Origin of the sequence: Actinoplanes couchii (assembly GCF_016862075.1) — a bacterium.
GTDB lineage: Bacteria > Actinomycetota > Actinomycetes > Mycobacteriales > Micromonosporaceae > Actinoplanes > Actinoplanes couchii.
On record NZ_BOMG01000032.1, the window covers coordinates 112826 to 130816 of the forward strand.

Genomic DNA, 17991 nt, shown 5'->3' on the forward strand with positions numbered 1-17991 from the left:
GAGAGTGCTCTGAAGTCTCAAATCGGGGTTCACCGGCCGGTGGATCTGGCGCGGGCGCACGGGCTGTCCGCGCAGGCGATCCGCAACTACGAGCAGGCCGGAGTGATCCCGCCGGCGGGGCGCACCGAAAGCGGTTACCGGGTCTACACCGACGATCATGCGCATGCGTTGTCCGCCTACCTCGGGCTGCTGCCGGGCTTCGGCTATGCGGCCGCTGGAACGATCATGCGAGCCGTGCTCCGGGATGATCTCGACGGCGGGCTGGCGGTGATCACCGCGGCCCACGTCCGACTGCAGCGCGACCGGGAGACGGTGACCCGGGTGGCGGCCGCGGCTCACGCGCTGGCCGCATCCGAAAGATCCGAAAAATCCGAAAAGCCAATTGCCGTCGGTACGCTGGCCCACCGGCTCGACGTCACCCCGGCCACTCTGCGCAAGTGGGAACGCGCCGGCATCCTCACCCCGGCCCGCGCGAACAAGGCCCGCGTCTACTCCCCCGACGACGTCCGCGACGCCGAGCTGGCCCATCTGCTGCGCCGTGGCGGTTACCGGCTGGACCACATCGCGACCGTCATCGAACAGGTCCGGGCCGCCGGTGGCCCCGGTCCGCTGGCCGCGTCGATCGACCAGTGGCGGGACCGGATCACCGCACGCGGCCGGGCCATGCTCACCGGCGCCGCCCGGCTGTCGGACTTCCTGGAAACACGCGCCGCCCCGCCCGTGGGGGATACGGGCGGGGCGGCGGGCCTGTGATGATCAGCGAGGGAAGTCGCGGTAACTACCGGTGTAGTAGTCACCCACCTGCTGACGGTATTCCGAGGTCTCGAAGGTCTCCTTGTCGTACTCCGGAGACTCCTTGATCTGGTCCTTCGTACGGTCGACGTAGACCTTCTTCTCGGAGTGGTCGAACGTCTGGACCGTGCCGGCCGGGAGGAGGACCTTCCGTCCGAAGATCCACGGCCCGGTGTCGACGACGAGGAACGAGTCGCCGACGTCGTGGCTGGCCTTGTCGATCGAGCCGATGTGACCATCGGTGGCCTCGACCTTGTAGCCGACCAGGTCCACACCGGCCAGATCAGTGCCGGTCCGGTCCACGCCGGTCGTGCCGTACTCGTCGGTGCTCTCCGCCGTCACCGGGTCACTGCCCTGGTTCGACGGTTCGCGCCATGCCCACGGGGTGAACGGCGTCGGTTGCATAACGGTCTCCTCAAATAGTTGACTTGTCCGTCGAACAATCGGTTACCCGGTCTCCCCGTGGGCTAACCAAACTTCTACCGATTGATGTCCCCACCGGACAGTGCGCCCAGCTCAGCGCGGTCCGGCAGACCTTCGCAGTCACCCGGGACGGTGACCGCGAACGCTCCCGCGGCGATCGCCGTGCGCAGCCGCTGCCCGGCGTCCACACCGGCCAGACGGTCGGCGAGATAACCGGCCACGAAGGCGTCCCCGGCGCCGACCGGGTCGACCGCCGTCACCGGCAGCGCGGGCACCTCGTGCCGGGCGCCGTCGATCAGGGCGACACAACCGCGCGCGCCGTCCTTGACGATCACCTCGGACGGGCCCAGCCCGGCCAGACCGTCCACCGGGTCCTTCGAATCCACGAAGATCGCCGCCTCGTCCGGGCCGGCGAAGACCACGTCGGCCCGGCTCACCAGATCGCGCAGAACCGGGGCCGCGTCGGTGCGGGACCACAGCTTGCTCCGGTAGTTGACGTCCACCGACACCGGCACCCCGGCGGCGCGGGCCTCCTCCACCGCCGAGAAGACGGCCGCCCGGCAGGAGGCGCTGAGGGCCGGGGTGATGCCGGTGACGTGCACGATCCCGGCCGCGCGGATCTCGTCGGCCGGGAGGTCGTCCGGGCCGAGACGGGAACCGGCGCTGCCGGCCCGGTGGTAGTCGGCCTGGATGAACTGGGCCGACCGCTGGTAACGGATCATCAGACCGGTGTGGGCGGTATCGGTCACCTTGATCACCCGTACCCCGGCGGCAGTGAGTCTGGTGGTGATCAGACCGCCGGCCGCGTCGGGACCGAGACGCCCGGCCCACGTCGCGGAACCGCCCAGCCGGGCCACGCCGATCGCGACGTTGCTCTCCGCGCCCGCGACGCCGAGGGTGAAACCGCGGGCGTGCTCGACCGGGCCGATCCCGTCCGCGACGAAGATCCCCATCGACTCGCCGAAGGTGAAGAGGCCGGACCGGCTCATGACCGGGCGAACCGGACGGCGTCCACCGCGTGCCGGGCCCGGGCGGCCAGCGCGGTGAGGCTGCCGCCGGTGGCCGCGTCACCGACCAGCGGGCTGCCGACACCGACCGCGACGGCACCCGCGACCAGCCATTTCGAGATGTCCTCCAGGCCGATGCCACCGGTCGGCATGATCCGCACGTCCGGCAGCGGAGCCCTGAGGTCCTTGAGGTACGCCGGACCCAGCCCGCCCGCCGGGAACAGCTTGATCAGCGGGGCGCCGGCCCGGTGCGCCGCGTGCACCTCGGTCGGGCTGAACGCGCCCGGGTAGTACGGCACCGGCTGCGGGCCGAGGCCGCTGACCGGCGACACCAGGAAGGCGGCGCCGGCGTCGACGGCGGCTTTCGCGTCGTCCTCGGTGAGCACGGTGCCCGCGCCGACCAGCACCGAGCCGGACAGTTGCCGCCGCAGGCCGGAGATCGCCTCCAGGGCGCCCTGCGAGGTGAGAGTGACCTCCATCGCGGTGATCCCGGCGGCGACCAGGACGTCGGCGACCGCGGCGAACCCGTCGGAGGTGGGTGCGCGGAGGACAGCGACGATGCCACTGTCGGAGATGGCGGCGGAGACAGGATCGAGGGAAGTGAGTTGATCGGTCACCCCGTCGATCCTGCCCTCTAGTTCTCGAGTTGCCTACGGCTGCCGTTCAGCGAGGGCTGTGACTTCGGTGGGGTGTCCATGATCCCCAGTTCGTCCCGGACTGCCGCCTCGAACTGCTGCATCACCAGCGGCACCTGGGCGAGCAGCTCCCGGAAGTGGGTCTGCGGCTGCACACCGACCACGCCGGCCGGGTTCATCTCGCCGTGCAGGCGCTCCAGCTGCAGGTGCACCGCCAGGGCGGCACTGCGCACCGGGCCGGAGGCGAGCAGGCGCACCGGCATCAGCGCCGGGCCGATCTGGTCGACGTAGTTCAGGGCGGTCGGCGGCTTCTCACCGGCGTCGAAGGTCACCCGCAGACGGTGCGTGGCATGTTCGAAAGCGGCCAGCAGCCGGGTGTACGCCTCCTTGCGTTCGTCATACCACCGCCGGTCGCGGATTGTCCGGTTGAGTAGTTCACTGTTACGGGCGAAGACCAGGTGCGCCGCCAAGGCGCCGGCGAGTGCGAACACCACCGCCACCAGGGGCAGTCCCCACCACGGGATCTGAGACACCCGCATACCGTATCGAGCCGTCCGCGGGCGGGCTGTCAACAGCTCCCCCTTCGAGTGCTTGACCTCAACCTTTCTTGACATTCGAGACTTCGGTCATGAGAGCCGCCGTGTTCGAGAGCTACGGTCCGCCGGACGTCCTGCACCTCACCGACCTGCCCGATCCGGTGCCCGGGCCCGGCGAGGTGCTGGTCCGGGTGCATGCCGCCGGGGTTCAGCCGTTCGACGTCGCGGTCCGGCAGGGCCGCATGCCGTGGGTCGAGGCGTCCTTCCCGCAACAGATCGGGCAGGAGTACGCCGGGGTGGTCGAAGCCCTGGGCGAGGGTGTCACCGGCCTCACGATCGGTGCTCCGGTGCTGGGCTCGACGATGCTGAACGGCGCCGCCGAGCTGCTGACGGCGCCCGCAGGAAACGTCGTCGCCAAGCCCGCCGAGCTGGACTTCCCGACCGCGGCGGCCCTGGTCGCCGCGGCGCAGACGGCGTCCGGCGCGCTGGCCGAGCTGGCGGTGAGCGCCGGGGACGTGCTGCTGATCCACGCCGGGGCGGGCAGTGTCGGCACCGTCGCCGCGCAGCTCGCGGGTGTCCCGGTGATCGGCACCGCCAGCCCGCGCAACCACGACCATCTGCGGAGCCTGGGGATGGTCCCGGTGGAGTACGGGCCGGACCTGGTGGCGAACGTGCGTGCCACCGGACTGCGGCCGACGGTGGCCCTGGACGCCGCCGGCGGGGAGGCCATCGCCCAGTCGGTCGCCCTCGGCATCGCCCCGGAGCGGATCGGCACGATCGTCGACGACAAGGCCGCCGCCGAGCACGGCGCCGCCGTGGTCCGGGCCGGCCGGTCCCCGCAGCGGCTCGCCGCGGTGGTCGCCCGGGCCGCCGCCGGTGGGATCCGGATGCGGGTCCGCCCGTTCCCGCTGGACCGGATCGCCGAGGCGCACGCCGAGGTGGAGTCCCGCCATAGCCGGGGAAAAGTGGTCCTGATGATCAGCGAGTGATCCAGACCGTCAGGCCGTCCAGGAAGCGGGCCAGGCCGAACTCGAACAGGACGTTCAGGTCGAAGTCGAAGTCCAGATCGCCGCCGAACAGCTGCTGGTAGTGCGGCGCCGGGTTCTGCGCGGCGAACCTGGCGAACGCACCGGCCTGCCGCTCCATCCACTCGTCGTCGGTGATCCCGGTGTCCCGGACCGCGAGCGCCTCCGGCTCCAGGCCGCTGGCCACCCCGCGGACGAAACTGAAGAGCAGCACCTGCACCAGCATCCGGTCGGTGACGCCGAGCCCGGTCGGCCCCAGCGCGCCCATCAGCCACTCGCCGAGACGCAGCGCGTTGGGCGCCGGCTGCGGCCGGGTCACCGACATCGACGGCCCGAGCCACGGGTGCCGCTGGAAGACCTCCCACAGGGCGCGGGCGCACCGGTCCAGGTCGGTGCGCCAGTCGCCGGAGTACCGGGCCGGCACCCGCAGGTCGCCGAGCGCCGCGTCGATCATGGCGAGGACAAGGTCGTCCCGGCTGGGCACGTGCCGGTAGAGGGACATGGTGGCGACGTTCAGCCCGGCGGCGATCCGGCGCATCGAGACGTCGGCGATCCCGTCCCGGGCGGCGATGGTGATGGCCTCGGCGACGATGCGGTCCAGCCCGAGGTCGGTCTCCCGGGGCGGGACCGGTCCGGCCACCACGGTTCCGACGCCGGGGCGGGCGGTGGTCAGCCCCTCCTCGCGCAGGGCGGCGTGCGCCTTGGTGGCGGTGGCGATCGCGACACCCCACTCGCGGGTGATGGCGCGGGCCGACGGCACCCGGTCGCCGGGCCGTAGCTCGCCGGACTCGATGCGGTGGCGGATGGCGGTGACGATCTGCCGGTACGGCGCCTCCACGGTAGTACACCTGCCTTCCCGTACTAGTGCGGTTTGCCCTTTTCAGCAACGCTTTCTAGCGTCTAGTACATCGATGTACAGGGTACGCAGGAGGGTGGGGAGATGCGTGTACTGATTTCCGGGGCCGGGATCGCCGGACCCGCGCTGGCGTTCTGGCTGCACCGGGCCGGCGCCGAGGTGACGGTGGTCGAGCGGGCCCGCGCACCGCGGCCGGGCGGGCACGCGGTCGACATCCGCGGGACGGCCGCGCGGACCGTGGTCGGGCGGATGGGGCTGCGCGAGCCGATCCGCGCCCACCAGGTCGACGAGCGGGGGTTCGCCATGGTGGACCGCGCCGGGCGGCGGCTCGCCGAGGTCCCGGCGACCGCGTTCGGCGGGGAGGGCATCGTCGCCGAGATCGAGATCGCCCGTGGTGACCTGGCCCGGGTCCTGCTGGACGCCACCGAGGGGGTCGGCTACCGGTTCGGTGACCGGATCACCGCGATCGACGGCGGCCGGGTGACGTTCGCGAGCGGCGACGCCGGTGAGTACGACGTGATCGTCGGCGCCGACGGGGTGCACTCGGCGACCCGGCGGCTGGTGTTCGGCCCGGACCAGCGGTTCGTCCGCTACCTGGGCGGCTACACGTCCTATTTCACCGTGCCCGATCCCGGCGATCTGGACCACTGGATGCTGATGCACAACGCCACCGGCGGCCGGGTCGCGATGATCCGCCCGGAGACCGGCGGCACCGCCAAGGCCTCGCTCTCCTTCATGCACCCGGACCCGGGTTTCGACCGGCTGTCCCGCCCGGACGCCGAGCGGGTGATCACCGATCGGCTGGCCGGGGCCGGGTGGCGGGTGCCGGAGCTGCTGGCCGCGATGCCGTCGGCGGGTGACTTCTACTTCGACTCGGTCAACCAGGTTCGGGTGGACCGCTGGTGGTCCGGCCGGGTGGTCCTGCTCGGCGACGCCGGCTGGTGCGGGTCACCGCTGGCTGGGCAGGGCACCAGCATGAGCCTGGTCGGGGCGTACGTCCTCGCCGGTGAGCTGGCCGCGGCCGGTGATCCGGAGCAGGCGTTCGCGGCCTACCAGCGGGAGATGGCCGATTATGTGCGGAGCGGTCTCGAACTGCCGCCCGGCGGGATGCGGATGCTCGCGCCCCGGTCCCGGGCCGGGATCGGGCTGCGGGTGCTGTCGGCGCGGATGATGACCCGCTGGCCGGCCCGGCAGATCATGGCGAAGCAGTTCACCAAGGGTGAGCGGATCACCCTGCGCGACTATCCGGCGCTTGCCGTTCAGCGCAGGTAGACCAGACCGTCCAGCACCACCGACGGGCGGCCCGTGGTGCCCTCGGCCTGCACCCGGATGGTGTGCGTGCCGCTGCTGCGCCAGGTGCGCGTCCACACCGCGCGGGCGTACTGCGGTGACGCCGACCGCAGATCGACCACCCCCTGGAACTGCTCGTCCACATAGATGCGCACCCGTCCCGAGGCCGCCGTCCGGCCCGCCACCACGGCTGCCGAACTGCCGGTGAAGGTCCAGCTCAGCGACGCTCCGGCGGCCGCGGTGACGACGGCTTCGCCGCCGAGATGCCCCTGGTCCCGGACCGGCCGCCAGGTTCCGGTCCGCGGCGCCTCGGCCTCGGTCAGCAACACGGGTGTACGGGTGACCGAAGCGGCCGACGCGTTCCCGGCCCGGTCGGTGGCCCGCACGTCCCAGGTCACCGGGTCGCCGAGCCGGGCGGTACCGGCCACCGAGCGGGCCGTCCTGGGCAGGTTCCCGGAGGCGGCGCCGGTCACCCGTACCGCGGCGAGCCCGGTCTTGTCGGTGACCGACCAGCTCACCCGGACCGGAGCGGTGGCGCCGACCCCGCCCTCGCGCAACGACACCAGCGGCGTCCCGGCGAACTTCGGCGCCACCGGATCGGCGATCACGTCGGCGGTGGTGGTGGCGATCCGGCCGGACAGGTGGACCGCCCGCACGGTGACCCGGTGCCGTCCGGGGGCCAGCCGGATCCCGGCCTGCCGGTGCCCGGACGGCGCGGCGGCGGCCGGGCGGCCGTCCACGTAGACGTCGAACCGGTCCAGCATCCGGGTCGGGGTGTCCAGATCCCAGGCCGGTCCGGCCGCGCCCCGGGTGTAGTACGTCCCGGCGTATTCACGAGCGCCGTTGACCCCGCGGTACCGCAGCCCGGCCGGGGCGGCGCCGGCCACCGCCCGGATCCCCGGCAGCTGCGCGTACAGCGAGTTCCCCGGGCACTCGGTCCGGCCGGCGTCGCGGTGGCCGGAGATCCGGTTCAGCACCGCGACGCTCCCCTTCGGGTACCTGTTGCTGCCGCCGGAGGTCAGTCCGGCCCGGCCCAGCGGCGGATTCCCCCACGCGCCCAGTTTCCAGGCGGCCAGTTGCGCCACCGCCGCCCGGGCCGCCTGCGGAATCCCGGCGGACCGGTAGTCGCCGATCACCGCGATGGCACTGGCGTTCTCGTTGAAGCCCATGGTGTGCGCGCCGAGCACCGAGCGGTTGATCCCACCGGCCCGGCCTTCGAAGATCTGCCCGCACTTGTCGACGAGGAAGTTGTAGCCGATGTCGTTCCAGCCCTTGCTGCGGACGTGGAAGCCCTCGATGCCGCGGACGACGGCTGGCGATTCGGCACAGTCGTAGTCGTTGCCGCTGGCGGTGTGGTGCACGAACACGACGTGGACCGCGCCGGTGTACTCGGGCGCCTCCTTGACGATCGCCTCGTCGGCGCGCCATCCGCCCCGGCTGACCATCCGGGGCACCGGCCGGGCCGGGCGCGCCAGACCCGGTGCCGTCACCGTGACCGCCCCGACCGCCTGCCGTGCGACATCCGGCCGGTCGGCCTCGGCCCGGTCGGCCTCCGGGTTGATCAGGTCGACCCGGAGATCCTCCGGGAACGGGCCGGCGGCTCGGGTCTGGACGCCGTCGGACGGGCCCACCCAGAGCGGATCACTGGCGCCACGGAGCGCCGCGCCACCGGAGGCGTCCGGGTTGTCGATCTCCATCGACCGCCAGGACGTCCAGGTTCCGGTCCCGGCGACCCGGGTCCGCACCTCGATCACCCCGGCCGGCACCGTCCGCGGATCGGCCCAGGTCACGCCGACCAGGCTGAACGGTTCGGTGACCCGGGCCGAAGTCTCGGCCACCCGCAACGCCGATCGGGCCCAGACCGTGCTCTGTGTCATGGGGAACGTCTGCAGGGCCGGCGCCGGGCGGCGCACCACGGCGGCGGCCTCACCGGCGGCCACGCCCGGACCGGTCACGGGCGTGTGCACGACGGCGAGCGTCCCGGTGGTGGCCACCAGGGCGGCGAACAGGCGGTACATGTGAACTCCCCCGGCCGCCGCTTCGGACGACCGGCGACCACCAGAACACCTTGCCGAATGTCAGCAGGGCGGGTGGGGAGTTCGGTGAAAAAAGCTCAGATCTATCGGTTGAGCAGCCAGATCGCGGCGTTCAAGGCCGTCGCGAAGGTGACCCATGCCCAGTAGGGCAGCAGCAGGCCGGCCGCGAGCTTGGAGACGGGCCGGAACTTCCAGACCGTCACTCCGATCAGGATCCAGAGAACCACGATGTCGATCAGCGCGAGCCCGTATCGCCCGAACCCGAAGAAGATCGGGGTCCAGATCGCGTTGAGGACGAGCTGGGCGGCGTACCAGTTCAGCGCGGGCGACCAGCCGGTCCGGCGCCACACCAGCCAGCCGCTGACCGCGATCATCACGTACAGCACGGTCCAGACCGGGCCGAACACCGACGACGGTGGCGCCCAGCTCGGCTGCTGCAGACTCCGGTACTCCTCGACGGTCCCGGCCACCCCGAGCCCGCCGAGCAGCGCGGCCACCGCCACCGCCAGCAGGAACCCGCCCAGCGCGAGCCAGCCGGGAACCGAACCGCGCCTGTGCACCACATGACTGGTCATGACCACCCCAGTACCCGGAAGGCCTACTGTGCCAATCATGGCCGTCGACTACCGCAACCAGACCACGCTGATCACCGGCGCCAGCTCCGGGCTGGGCGCCCTGTTCGCCCGGCGACTGGCCGCCCGCGGCTCGAACCTGATCCTCGTCGCCCGGCGTACCGACCGGCTGGAGAGCCTGGCCGCCTCGCTGCCCCAGGTGCGGGTCACCACGATCGGCATGGATCTGGCCCAGCCCGGCGCGGGCGCGAAACTGGCCGCCGAGACCGCCGAGCGGGGCCTCACCGTGACCAGCCTGATCAACAACGCCGGTTTCGGCACGCACACGCTGTTCCACGAGGCCGATCCGCAGCGGATCACCGACGAGATCACCCTCAACGTGACCAGCCTGACCGAGATCACCCGGGAGTTCATCGGGCCGCTGCGCGCCCACGGCGGCGGGGTCCTGGTCAACGTGGCGAGCATCGCCGCCTACCACCCGGGGCCGACGCTGGCGGTCTACGCGGCGACCAAGGCGTACGTGCTGAGTTTCACCGAGGCGCTCTGGGCCGAGGCGCACGGCACCGGGCTGCGGGTGATGGCGCTGTCCCCCGGCCCGACGAAGACCGAGTTCTTCGAGGTGGCCGGGGAGAACGCGGACGGTGGCATGCCCCGGATGAGCGCCGACCGGGTCGTCGACCTGGCGATGCGGGCCCTGGACCGGCGTAACCCGCCGCCCAGCCTGGTCACCGGCCTGCCCAACCGGATCGCGGTCGGGACGGGCCGGCTGGCCGGGCGGCGGTTCACGATCCGCGCCATGGGGACGCTGATGCGTCAGAGCATCCGGCGGTAGATCACGGCCTGCCAGGGGGCCAGTGTCAGGACCCCCGTCGGGCTCGCCACCTTGGTCAGGTTGGTCAGCACAAGCTCGGCGCCGTCCCAGCCGTCGATCTCGGCGCGGACCGTCTCGCCGGTGAAGTTGCCGATCACCAGCAGTTCGGTGCGGTCCAGGCGGCGGGTGAAGGCGTACAGGCGCTCGTCGTGCGGCAGCAGCATGGTGAAGTCGCCGTCGGCGACCGCCGGTTCGGTCCGGCGCAGCTCGATCAGCCGCCGGTAATAGTGGAAGACCGAGTCCGGGTCGGCCCGCTGCGCCGCCGCGTTGATCTCGGTGTGGTTCGGGTTGACCGGCAGCCACGGTGTGCCGGTGGTGAACCCGGCGTGCGGCGAGTCGTCCCACTGCATCGGGGTGCGCGCGTTGTCCCGCCCCTGGGCCCGCAGGAACGTCAGGACGTCCTCCGGGTCACGGCCCTCCTGCTCGACCGCCTGCCGGTACATGCCGAGCGCCTCGATGTCCTGGAACTCGTCGATGCCCCGGAACGGGTGGTTCGTCATGCCGAGTTCCTCGCCCTGGTAGACGTAGGGCGTGCCGCGGTGCAGGTGCAGGACGGTGCCGAGCATCTTGGCCGACGCCACCCGGTGCTCCGGGCTGTCGTCGCCGTACCGGGAGACCACCCGCGGCTGGTCGTGGTTGTTCCAGTAGAGGCTGTTCCAGCCCTTCTCCGCGAGCCCGGCCTGCCACCGGCCGAGGATCGCCTTGAGCTTGGTGAGCTGCAGCGGGACGAGCCGCCACGGTTCGCTCCCGCGGTCCACCCAGACGTGGTCGAACTGGAAGACCATGTCGATCTCGTGCTGGTCCGGGTCGGTGTGCCGGATCGCCTCGTCGACCGTGACGCCGGGCATCTCACCGACGGTGAGCAGGCCCTCCCGGCCGGCGAAGACCTCCCGGTGCATCTCCTGGAGGAACTCGTGCAGGCGGGGTCCGGCGAGAAAACCCGAGGACCCGTCGGCGTACGCGGAACCGACGGGCAGCTGGCCGTCGAGCAGGGCACCGTCCGGCCCGAACGTCTTGGAGATCATGTTGATGACGTCCATCCGGAAGCCGTCCACACCCCGGTCCAGCCACCAGCGCATCATCGCGTAGACGGCCTGCCGGACCTCCGGGTTCTCCCAGTTCAGGTCGGGCTGCTTGCGGGAGAACAGGTGCAGGTAGTACTCGCCGGTGGCCTGGTCGAACTCCCAGGTGGAGCCACCGAAGACGGAGCCCCAGTTGGTCGGCTCGGCGCCCGGCGCACCGGGTTCCATGCCGTCGCGGGCGGGCCGCCACCAGTACCAGTCGCGTTTCGGGTCGTCCTTGGACGACCGGCTGGCCAGGAACCACGGGTGCTCGTCGGAGCTGTGGTTCACCACCAGGTCCATCACGATCTTCAGGCCGCGCTCGTGGGCGCCGGCCAGCAGCTCGTCGAACGTCTTCAGATCACCGAAGAGCGGCTCGATGTCCTGGTAGTCGCTGATGTCGTAACCGTTGTCGTCCTGCGGCGAGGGGTAGACCGGGGACAGCCAGAGCACGTCGACACCCAGCTCGGCCAGGTGGTCCAGGTGGTCGATGACGCCCCGCAGGTCGCCCATGCCGTCACCGTCGGCGTCCGCGAAGCTGCGCGGGTAGATCTGGTACACGACCGACTTCTTCCACCACGAATCCGTCATTCGTCTTCTCTAACACGAGAACCGCGCGCCCACCCGGGATGCATACTGAGCACGTGGTTATGGGCGAAAATTCGGCTTTGTCATGAAGATCGCACTGTTGGGGCCGATCGCGTGGCGCACCCCGCCCCGGCACTACGGCCCGTGGGAGCTGATCACCGGCCTGCTCGCCGAGGGCCTGACCGCGCGCGGCGTCGACGTCACCCTCTTCGCCACCCTCGACTCGGTGACAAAAGCGGCGCTGGACGGGGTGGTCCAGACCGGCTACGAGGAGGACGACCGGATCGACGGCCGGGTGTGGGAGGCGATCCACGTCAGCCACGCGCTCGCCCGCTCCGGCGAGTTCGACCTGGTCCACAATCATCTCGACTGGCTGCCGCTGGCCTTCTCCCAGCACTGCGCCGCTCCGATGCTGACCACCGTGCACGGCTTCTCCGGGATCAACATCCTTCCCGCGTACGAGCGATCGAGGTCGAGTTTCGTGTCGATCTCCGACGCCGACCGCTGCCAGGATCTGGACTACCTGGCCACCGTTCACCACGGCGTGGATCTGTCCGGGCTCCCGTTCCACGCCGACGGTGGCGACGATCTGATCCTGTTCGGCCGGATCCACCCGGACAAGGGAACCGACATCGCCATCGAGATCGCGCGCCGGGCCGGCCGCCGACTGGTGATCTGCGGAATCGTGCAGGACCGCGTTTATTTCGCCGAACACGTGGAACCCGCCATCGACGGGGACAGGGTCGTCTATCTCGGTTCGGTCGGCCCGGAGGAACGGGGAACGATCCTCGGATCAGGAGCCGCACTCCTGCATCCGATCCGGTTCGCGGAACCGTTCGGCCTTTCCGTGGTCGAGTCGATGGCCTGCGGGACTCCGGTCGTCGCGTACCGGAAAGGGTCGATGCCCGAAGTGGTGGACGAGGGGGTGACGGGACGCCTGGCCGACTCGGTGGACGAGGCTGTTGCCGCAGTTCACGGGATCGCCGAGATCGACCGGGCGGCCTGCTCGGCCCGGGCCCGGGAACGCTTCTCGGCCGAACGCATGGTCGATGACTACCTGGCGATTTACCGAAAAATCATCAGTTGAATACCTGGATCTTGTTAACGTCGCAATGTGAATTGCGCGTTAAACGGGCCGATTTTCCGGTGACTTTGTGCCGTCCAGACGCGCGCTGAGTCCGTGCTGCGGGTTAGCAGCCCGGCCGAAGAGAAAGGCCTGGTCATGCCCGCGACATACGGGTTTTTGAGCACTTATCCCCCCAGCCAATGCGGTTTGGCGACATTCAATGCGGCCCTCGCGACCCATCTGGCCGGGAGCGCCGGGACATCGGGGGTGGTACGCCTTCTCGACGGCGACAACACCAGCGGTGGGATAGCACTCGACCGGGCCGCGCCGCGCGTCGTGCACACCTGGAACACCGACCGGCCCGGCGGCTGGGTGTCCGCCGCCACCGCGCTCAACCGCTACGACGTGGCGATCGTCCAGCACGAGTACGGCATCTACCCGGGCGACGCCGGCGCCGAGGTGCTGCCGGTGCTCCGGGCGCTGCGGGTGCCGTCGATCGTGGTGCTGCACACCGTGCTCACCCACCCGGACCCGCGGCAGCGCACCGTCCTGGAGGAGATCGCGGCGACCGCCGACGCCGTGGTGACCATGACCGACACCGCCCGGCAGCGCCTCACCACCCACTACCAGGTGGACCCGCGCAAGATCACCGTGATCCCGCACGGGGCCGGCAGCCACAGCGGCACCCCGCGCGAGGACCACGACCGGCCGCACCTGCTGACCTGGGGACTGCTCGGGCCGGGCAAGGGCATCGAATGGGCGCTGCGGGCCCTGGCGTTCCTCGACGACCTCCGGCCGCGGCCCCTCTACACCGTCGCCGGGCGTACCCACCCCAAGGTCCTGGAACATCAGGGCGACACCTACCGGGAGTCGCTCAAGGACCTCGCCGCCGAACTCGGTGTCGACGACTGTGTCCGGTGGGCCGACGTCTACCTGGACCCCGCCGACCTGTCCCGGCTGATCCGGTCCGCCGACGCGGTGGTGCTGCCCTACGACTCGACCGAACAGGTCACGTCCGGCGTGCTGATCGAGGCGGTCGGCGCCGGGGTGCCGGTGGTCGCCACCGAGTTCCCGCACGCCGTGGAACTGCTCGCCGACGGTCCCGGCCTGCTCGTGCCGCACCAGGATCCGGAAGCGATGGCGATCGCCGTCCGGCACGTGCTCGCCGAACCCGGGATGCCCGGCCGGCTCGCCGGTCTGGCCGGTGGGCCCACCCTGCGCTGGCCCGCCGTCGCCGCGCGCTACCAGGCGCTCGCCGCCCGGCTGACCACCGACCACCGGCCGTTCGCGGCCGAGACCATCCCCGCGTAGGCATGGCGCAGACCCTGCGGCTGCTTCCGCCGCCACTCCAGTTGCGCGACGTGCCCGAACCCCGCTGGGACCACGTGTTCCGGCTCTCCGACGACACCGGGCTGCTCGAACACGCCCGGGACGCGATCGCCCGGCGCGAGCACGGGTACTGCGTCGACGACGTGTCCCGCGGGCTGCTCACCATCGCCCGCGAACCCCGGCCCGGACCGCAGCTGACCCGGCTGGCCGAACGGTACCTGGCCTTCCTCACCCACGCGCAGGGCGCCGACGGCGGCTTCCGCAACCGGATGACCTGGGACCGGCGCTGGCTCGACGAACCAGGCCTCGGCGACTGGTGGGGCCGGGCCATGTGGGGGCTCGGCACCGCCGCCGCCCGCGGGCCGAACGCGTGGATCCGCCGGGAGGCCCGCACCGCCTTCCGGCAGGGCCTGCACCGGCGGTCCACCTGGCCGCGGGCGATGGCCTTCGCCGGGCTGGGCGCGGCCGAGATGCTGCAGGCCGGGCCGTACGACCCGGTCGTCGCCGAACTGCTCGGCGACGCGGCCACCGTGATCGGGCTGCCCGGCTCCGCGCCGGGCTGGGTGTGGCCGGAACCCGATCTGACGTACGCCAACCCGGCGCTCGCCGAGGTGATCATCACCGCCGGTGACCTGCTCGGCGACGAGAGCCTGCTCGCCGACGGGCTGCGGATGCTCGCCTGGCTGTGCCGGATCCAGGAACGCGACGGCCACCTCTCGGTCGTCCCGGTCGGCGGCTGGACCACGGACTCCTCCCTGGCCGACCGCTTCGACCAGCAGCCGATCGAGGCGGCGGCCACCGCCGACGCCTGTGCCACCGCCGCCGCGGTCACCGGCGACGAGCGATGGGACGCCCCGCTGTTCCAGGCCATCACCTGGTTCCTCGGAGACAACGACACCGGAACCGTGATGTACGACCCCGAGACTGGCGGATGTTATGACGGATTGACGGCCAATGGTCCTAATCTGAACCAAGGAGCCGAATCCACCCTCGCGCTCGTCTCCACCCTCCAGCATGCCCGCACGCTGGCGAGCCGAAGCGCGACCCGACCGTCAGGTGGTCCAGCATGACCGCAACGGTGAACAACACCACGGACATCACCCGCCACGACATCACCATGACGCCGGACGGCCGGCGCGTCGTGATCAAACTGTTCGTCCCGGGTGAGGACGCGTACGCCGTCCACAACCGGGCGTCCATGCTCATCGAACGGATCCTGCGGTTCGACGAGAGCGAGATCAACGCGATGCTGGACGACGTGCTCACCCGGTTCTCCGGGCGGCACCACGACATCCTCGGTGTCTTCCAGCACCACTACGACGTGGTCCAGCACCGGGTGCCGCCGGAGATCGAACTCTCCCCGGCGGCCCGCAGCCTGATCGGCGCCTACTTCAGCCACGAGTTCTCGATCGAGGCCGCCGCCCTCTGCAACCCGTCCATGGTGCCGCACCCGGACCAGAGCGAACTGCTCCCCGGCGAACTCCGGGTCGCCATCAGCCTGCGGCAGATCGGTGAAGGGCACATCTCCTCGATCGGCTTCTGCTCGGCGATCATCGGCCCCGGACCGGCCCTGCGGATGGAGGACCGGGACGGCCCGCTGATGATCGGCCACCGGGTCGGCGCCAAACACATGCGCCACCAGCTCTGCGCCGCCCTCGCCGAAGAAGAGATCGACAACGAGGCTTCCGCGTACGTGCTGAACGCCCTGCCGGAACGCTACGACGACCACGAGTTCGAGGAGATCCTCGGGCACCTGCCGGCCGAGCTGCTGGCCCGGCCCACCACCCCGACCGCGCTCGAGTCCGTCCGGCGCATCGTCGGCTCCGACTACGCGGTCACCTTCCCGGCCACCGTCCCGCTGCACCAGCGGGTGCTGTGGCCGTCCACGCCCACCGAGTCCCGCGGCATGGAGGACGCCCGGTTCGTGCAGGTGCTCGACCCGGACGGGCGGATGGCGTACCAGGCGACCTACACCGCGTACGACGGGTTCAACATCGCCGGGCGGGTCGTCTTCACCCGGGACCTGCGGCACTTCGAGGTCACCACGCTGCACGGGCCGGCCGCCCGCAACAAAGGCATGGCGCTGTTCCCGCGCTACATCAACGGGCGGAAGTACGCGCTGTGCCGCTCCGACGGCGAGACCCTCGGGCTCAGCGTCCGCGACGAACAGCACCGGTGGCAGCACGTCGGGCCGATCCTGGTGCCCGGCCGGGGCTGGGACCTGATCCAGGTCGGCAACTGCGGCTCACCGATCGAGACCCCCGCCGGCTGGCTGGTCCTCACCCACGGGGTGGGGCCGATGCGGCGGTACGCGATCGGCGCCATGCTCCTGGACCTGAACGACCCGTCCCGGGTGGTCGCCGACCTGCCGGAGAGCCTGATCGACCCGGACGAGCTGGAACGCGAGGGCTACGTCCCCAACGTCCTGTACTCGTGCGGAGGCATCGTCCACGACGGGCGCTTCTGGCTCCCGTACGCCTCCAGCGACGTCCGCATCAGCTTCGCCAGCATGCCCCTGGACCAGCTCCTGACCCGCATGCGCCCGGTCATCTGACCGTCCCGTCCCACCGTCGTCACATGATGCTCCCTTGCCGCGGTGAGTTGGGGTGCGCTCCGCACCCCAACTCACTTCACATCGCGGACCACTTCACATCGCGGACCACTCCGCGTTCCGGATCGCTCGCGCGTCCGCGCCCCACTCGCCGCACGATGCGGGTCGCCGGCCTTCACCGGGTGCGTTGTCGTGTGCTTTTCGCCGCCACTGTCATGTTTAGGCGTATCGGCGGAAAGTGATTTTTGGGGTTGGTCAGACCTCTACCGTGGTGCCGGTTCGGGCGCTCGTGCGGGCCGCGTCGAGGATCTCCATGGCGCGGACCGAGTCCCAGGGGTCGACCGGCAGGGGGGCGTTGCCGGCCACGGCCTGGGCGACCGCCGGGTAGAACGTGTCCCAGCGGCCCCGGCAGCTCTCCACCGGCGCGCCGGTCGCGCCCTTGAACAGGTGACCCCAGCGGTGCTCCGGCTCCACACCCCAGCGGTCGCCGAGCAGGGCCGGGGTCTTGCCGGCCTTCAGCAGCGTCTCCTGGTAGTCGAGTTCGGGCGAGATGAACGTGCCCGCCGTGCCGGTGACCCGGAACCGGGGGCCCGGGCCGGCCTGCCGCCACGAACCCCACAGGTGCGACTCGACGCCGCCGGTGTGGTGCAGGGCCACGAAGAAGTCGTCGTCGAGCCCGCCGTCCGGGCCGTGGACCTCCGCGAACACCCGGGAGACCGGGCCGTGCAGCTGGAGCGCCTGGTCGACCAGGTGCGAACCGAAGTCGAGCAGAGTGCCACCACCGGCGGCACCGGGCAGACGGTCCGGCGCCCAGCGCTCCATCCGCGACTCGAACCGCTTGACCTCGCCGAGCGAACCCTTCTCCACCAGCCGCTTGATGGTCAGCAGGTCGGAGTCCCAACGGCGGTTCTGGTACACCGTCAGCGGCACCCCGGCCTCCTCGGCCGTGGTCACCAGCTTGCGGGCGTCGTCGGCGGTCAGCGCGAACGGCTTGTCGACGACGACGGCCAGCCCCGCCTCGATCGCCTCGACGGCCAGAGCGGCGTGGGTGGCGGCCGGTGTCGAGATGGCCACGGCCTGGACCCCGGCAGCGGCCAGATCAGCGATCGAGGCAAACGTCTCGACCCCCGGCAACTCTGCGGCCACCTGGGCCTGACGCTCCTCGGACGTGGTCACCACACCGACGAAATCGATGTTCGCCGCCGACGCGATCAGCGGCGCGTGGAACACCCGGCCGCCGGTGCCGAAGCCGACCAGCCCGAACTTCACCCGTTCGATCATGTCGGAAATTTTTACACACCGGTTGCCTGCCTGTTGCCGATGATTTCATCGGTGACGTGTGATGCGCGAGAC

17 protein-coding genes are annotated in these 17991 nt (G+C 71.1%); 8 read left to right on the plus strand and 9 right to left on the minus strand.

The features are described 5' to 3' along the window. The first annotated feature begins 9 nt into the window (after window positions 1–9). A complete protein-coding gene (locus Aco03nite_RS10030) occupies window positions 10–753 on the plus strand; it encodes a TioE family transcriptional regulator (protein WP_239145051.1) in 744 nt (247 codons plus the stop codon). A gap of 3 nt (window positions 754–756) precedes the next feature. Here Aco03nite_RS10030 and Aco03nite_RS10035 read toward each other — a convergent pair whose 3' ends face one another. The 4 genes from Aco03nite_RS10035 to Aco03nite_RS10050 all read right to left on the minus strand — a co-directional run bounded on the left by Aco03nite_RS10035 (window position 757) and on the right by Aco03nite_RS10050 (window position 3396). Then, on the minus strand, window positions 757–1197 hold the full coding sequence (locus tag Aco03nite_RS10035; RefSeq protein ID WP_203794548.1) for a PRC-barrel domain-containing protein: 441 nt from the start codon (window positions 1195–1197) through the stop codon (window positions 757–759). Between the two features lie 74 nt (window positions 1198–1271). Then, window positions 1272–2204 carry a sugar kinase gene (locus Aco03nite_RS10040; protein WP_203794549.1) on the minus strand — a complete coding sequence of 311 codons (933 nt, stop codon included), beginning with the start codon at window positions 2202–2204 and terminating at the stop codon, window positions 1272–1274. Continuing rightward, the gene (locus Aco03nite_RS10045) at window positions 2201–2839 is read right to left on the minus strand and encodes a bifunctional 4-hydroxy-2-oxoglutarate aldolase/2-dehydro-3-deoxy-phosphogluconate aldolase (protein WP_203794551.1); all 639 of its coding nucleotides are present in this window, start codon (window positions 2837–2839) and stop codon (window positions 2201–2203) included. Before Aco03nite_RS10045 ends, Aco03nite_RS10040 begins: the two co-directional genes overlap by 4 nt. Before the next feature lie 17 nt (window positions 2840–2856). Then, a complete protein-coding gene (locus Aco03nite_RS10050; protein ID WP_239145040.1) occupies window positions 2857–3396 on the minus strand; it encodes a hypothetical protein in 540 nt (179 codons plus the stop codon). 89 nt (window positions 3397–3485) lie between these two features. Between Aco03nite_RS10050 and Aco03nite_RS10055 the strand changes: the two genes are divergently transcribed. Further along, a complete protein-coding gene (locus Aco03nite_RS10055) occupies window positions 3486–4382 on the plus strand; it encodes an NADP-dependent oxidoreductase (RefSeq protein ID WP_203794555.1) in 897 nt (298 codons plus the stop codon). Here Aco03nite_RS10055 and Aco03nite_RS10060 read toward each other — a convergent pair. Continuing rightward, window positions 4372–5256 carry a TetR/AcrR family transcriptional regulator C-terminal domain-containing protein gene (locus tag Aco03nite_RS10060; RefSeq protein ID WP_203794557.1) on the minus strand — a complete coding sequence of 295 codons (885 nt, stop codon included), beginning with the start codon at window positions 5254–5256 and terminating at the stop codon, window positions 4372–4374. The genes Aco03nite_RS10055 and Aco03nite_RS10060 overlap by 11 nt on opposite strands. A 102-nt stretch (window positions 5257–5358) precedes the next feature. Here Aco03nite_RS10060 and Aco03nite_RS10065 point away from each other — a divergent pair, with 102 nt between their 5' ends. Continuing rightward, on the plus strand, window positions 5359–6546 hold the full coding sequence (locus Aco03nite_RS10065; protein WP_203794559.1) for an FAD-dependent monooxygenase: 1188 nt from the start codon (window positions 5359–5361) through the stop codon (window positions 6544–6546). Here the strand turns inward: Aco03nite_RS10065 and Aco03nite_RS10070 are convergent. Together Aco03nite_RS10070 and Aco03nite_RS10075 are read right to left on the minus strand one after the other, a co-directional pair. Next, window positions 6534–8582, minus strand: coding sequence for an N-acetylmuramoyl-L-alanine amidase (locus Aco03nite_RS10070; RefSeq protein ID WP_203794561.1), 2049 nt, complete (start codon window positions 8580–8582; stop codon window positions 6534–6536). The genes Aco03nite_RS10065 and Aco03nite_RS10070 overlap by 13 nt on opposite strands. 101 nt (window positions 8583–8683) lie before the next feature. Next, entirely contained in the window at window positions 8684–9175 is a 492-nt protein-coding gene (locus tag Aco03nite_RS10075) for a TspO/MBR family protein (RefSeq protein WP_203794562.1), read from the minus strand. A 37-nt stretch (window positions 9176–9212) separates the two neighbouring features. Here Aco03nite_RS10075 and Aco03nite_RS10080 point away from each other — a divergent pair, with 37 nt between their 5' ends. After that, window positions 9213–10004: an SDR family NAD(P)-dependent oxidoreductase gene (locus Aco03nite_RS10080; protein WP_203794564.1), complete on the plus strand. Its 792-nt coding sequence runs from the start codon at window positions 9213–9215 to the stop codon at window positions 10002–10004. On the opposite strand, the gene Aco03nite_RS10085 is transcribed toward Aco03nite_RS10080, so the two are convergent. Continuing rightward, on the minus strand, window positions 9986–11695 hold the full coding sequence (locus tag Aco03nite_RS10085; protein ID WP_203794566.1) for an alpha-glucosidase: 1710 nt from the start codon (window positions 11693–11695) through the stop codon (window positions 9986–9988). The two genes, Aco03nite_RS10080 and Aco03nite_RS10085, sit on opposite strands and share 19 nt — an antisense overlap. An 82-nt stretch (window positions 11696–11777) precedes the next feature. Between Aco03nite_RS10085 and Aco03nite_RS10090 the strand changes: the two genes are divergently transcribed. From Aco03nite_RS10090 to Aco03nite_RS10105, 4 genes are all read left to right on the plus strand, one after another. Next, window positions 11778–12779 carry a glycosyltransferase family 4 protein gene (locus Aco03nite_RS10090; protein WP_203794567.1) on the plus strand — a complete coding sequence of 334 codons (1002 nt, stop codon included), beginning with the start codon at window positions 11778–11780 and terminating at the stop codon, window positions 12777–12779. Between the two features lie 135 nt (window positions 12780–12914). Further along, on the plus strand, window positions 12915–14069 hold the full coding sequence (locus tag Aco03nite_RS10095) for a glycosyltransferase (protein WP_203794569.1): 1155 nt from the start codon (window positions 12915–12917) through the stop codon (window positions 14067–14069). Window positions 14070–14071: 2 nt separating this feature from the next. Then, window positions 14072–15157 (plus strand): glycosyltransferase, encoded by a 1086-nt coding sequence (locus Aco03nite_RS10100; protein ID WP_203794570.1) that lies wholly within the window; start codon window positions 14072–14074, stop codon window positions 15155–15157. Further along, window positions 15154–16641, plus strand: coding sequence for a glycoside hydrolase family 130 protein (locus Aco03nite_RS10105; RefSeq protein ID WP_203794572.1), 1488 nt, complete (start codon window positions 15154–15156; stop codon window positions 16639–16641). The genes Aco03nite_RS10100 and Aco03nite_RS10105 overlap by 4 nt, the downstream gene beginning before the upstream one ends. A gap of 252 nt (window positions 16642–16893) precedes the next feature. On the opposite strand, the gene Aco03nite_RS10110 is transcribed toward Aco03nite_RS10105, so the two are convergent. Next, window positions 16894–17919: a Gfo/Idh/MocA family protein gene (locus Aco03nite_RS10110; protein WP_203794574.1), complete on the minus strand. Its 1026-nt coding sequence runs from the start codon at window positions 17917–17919 to the stop codon at window positions 16894–16896. Window positions 17920–17991 lie beyond the last annotated feature (72 nt).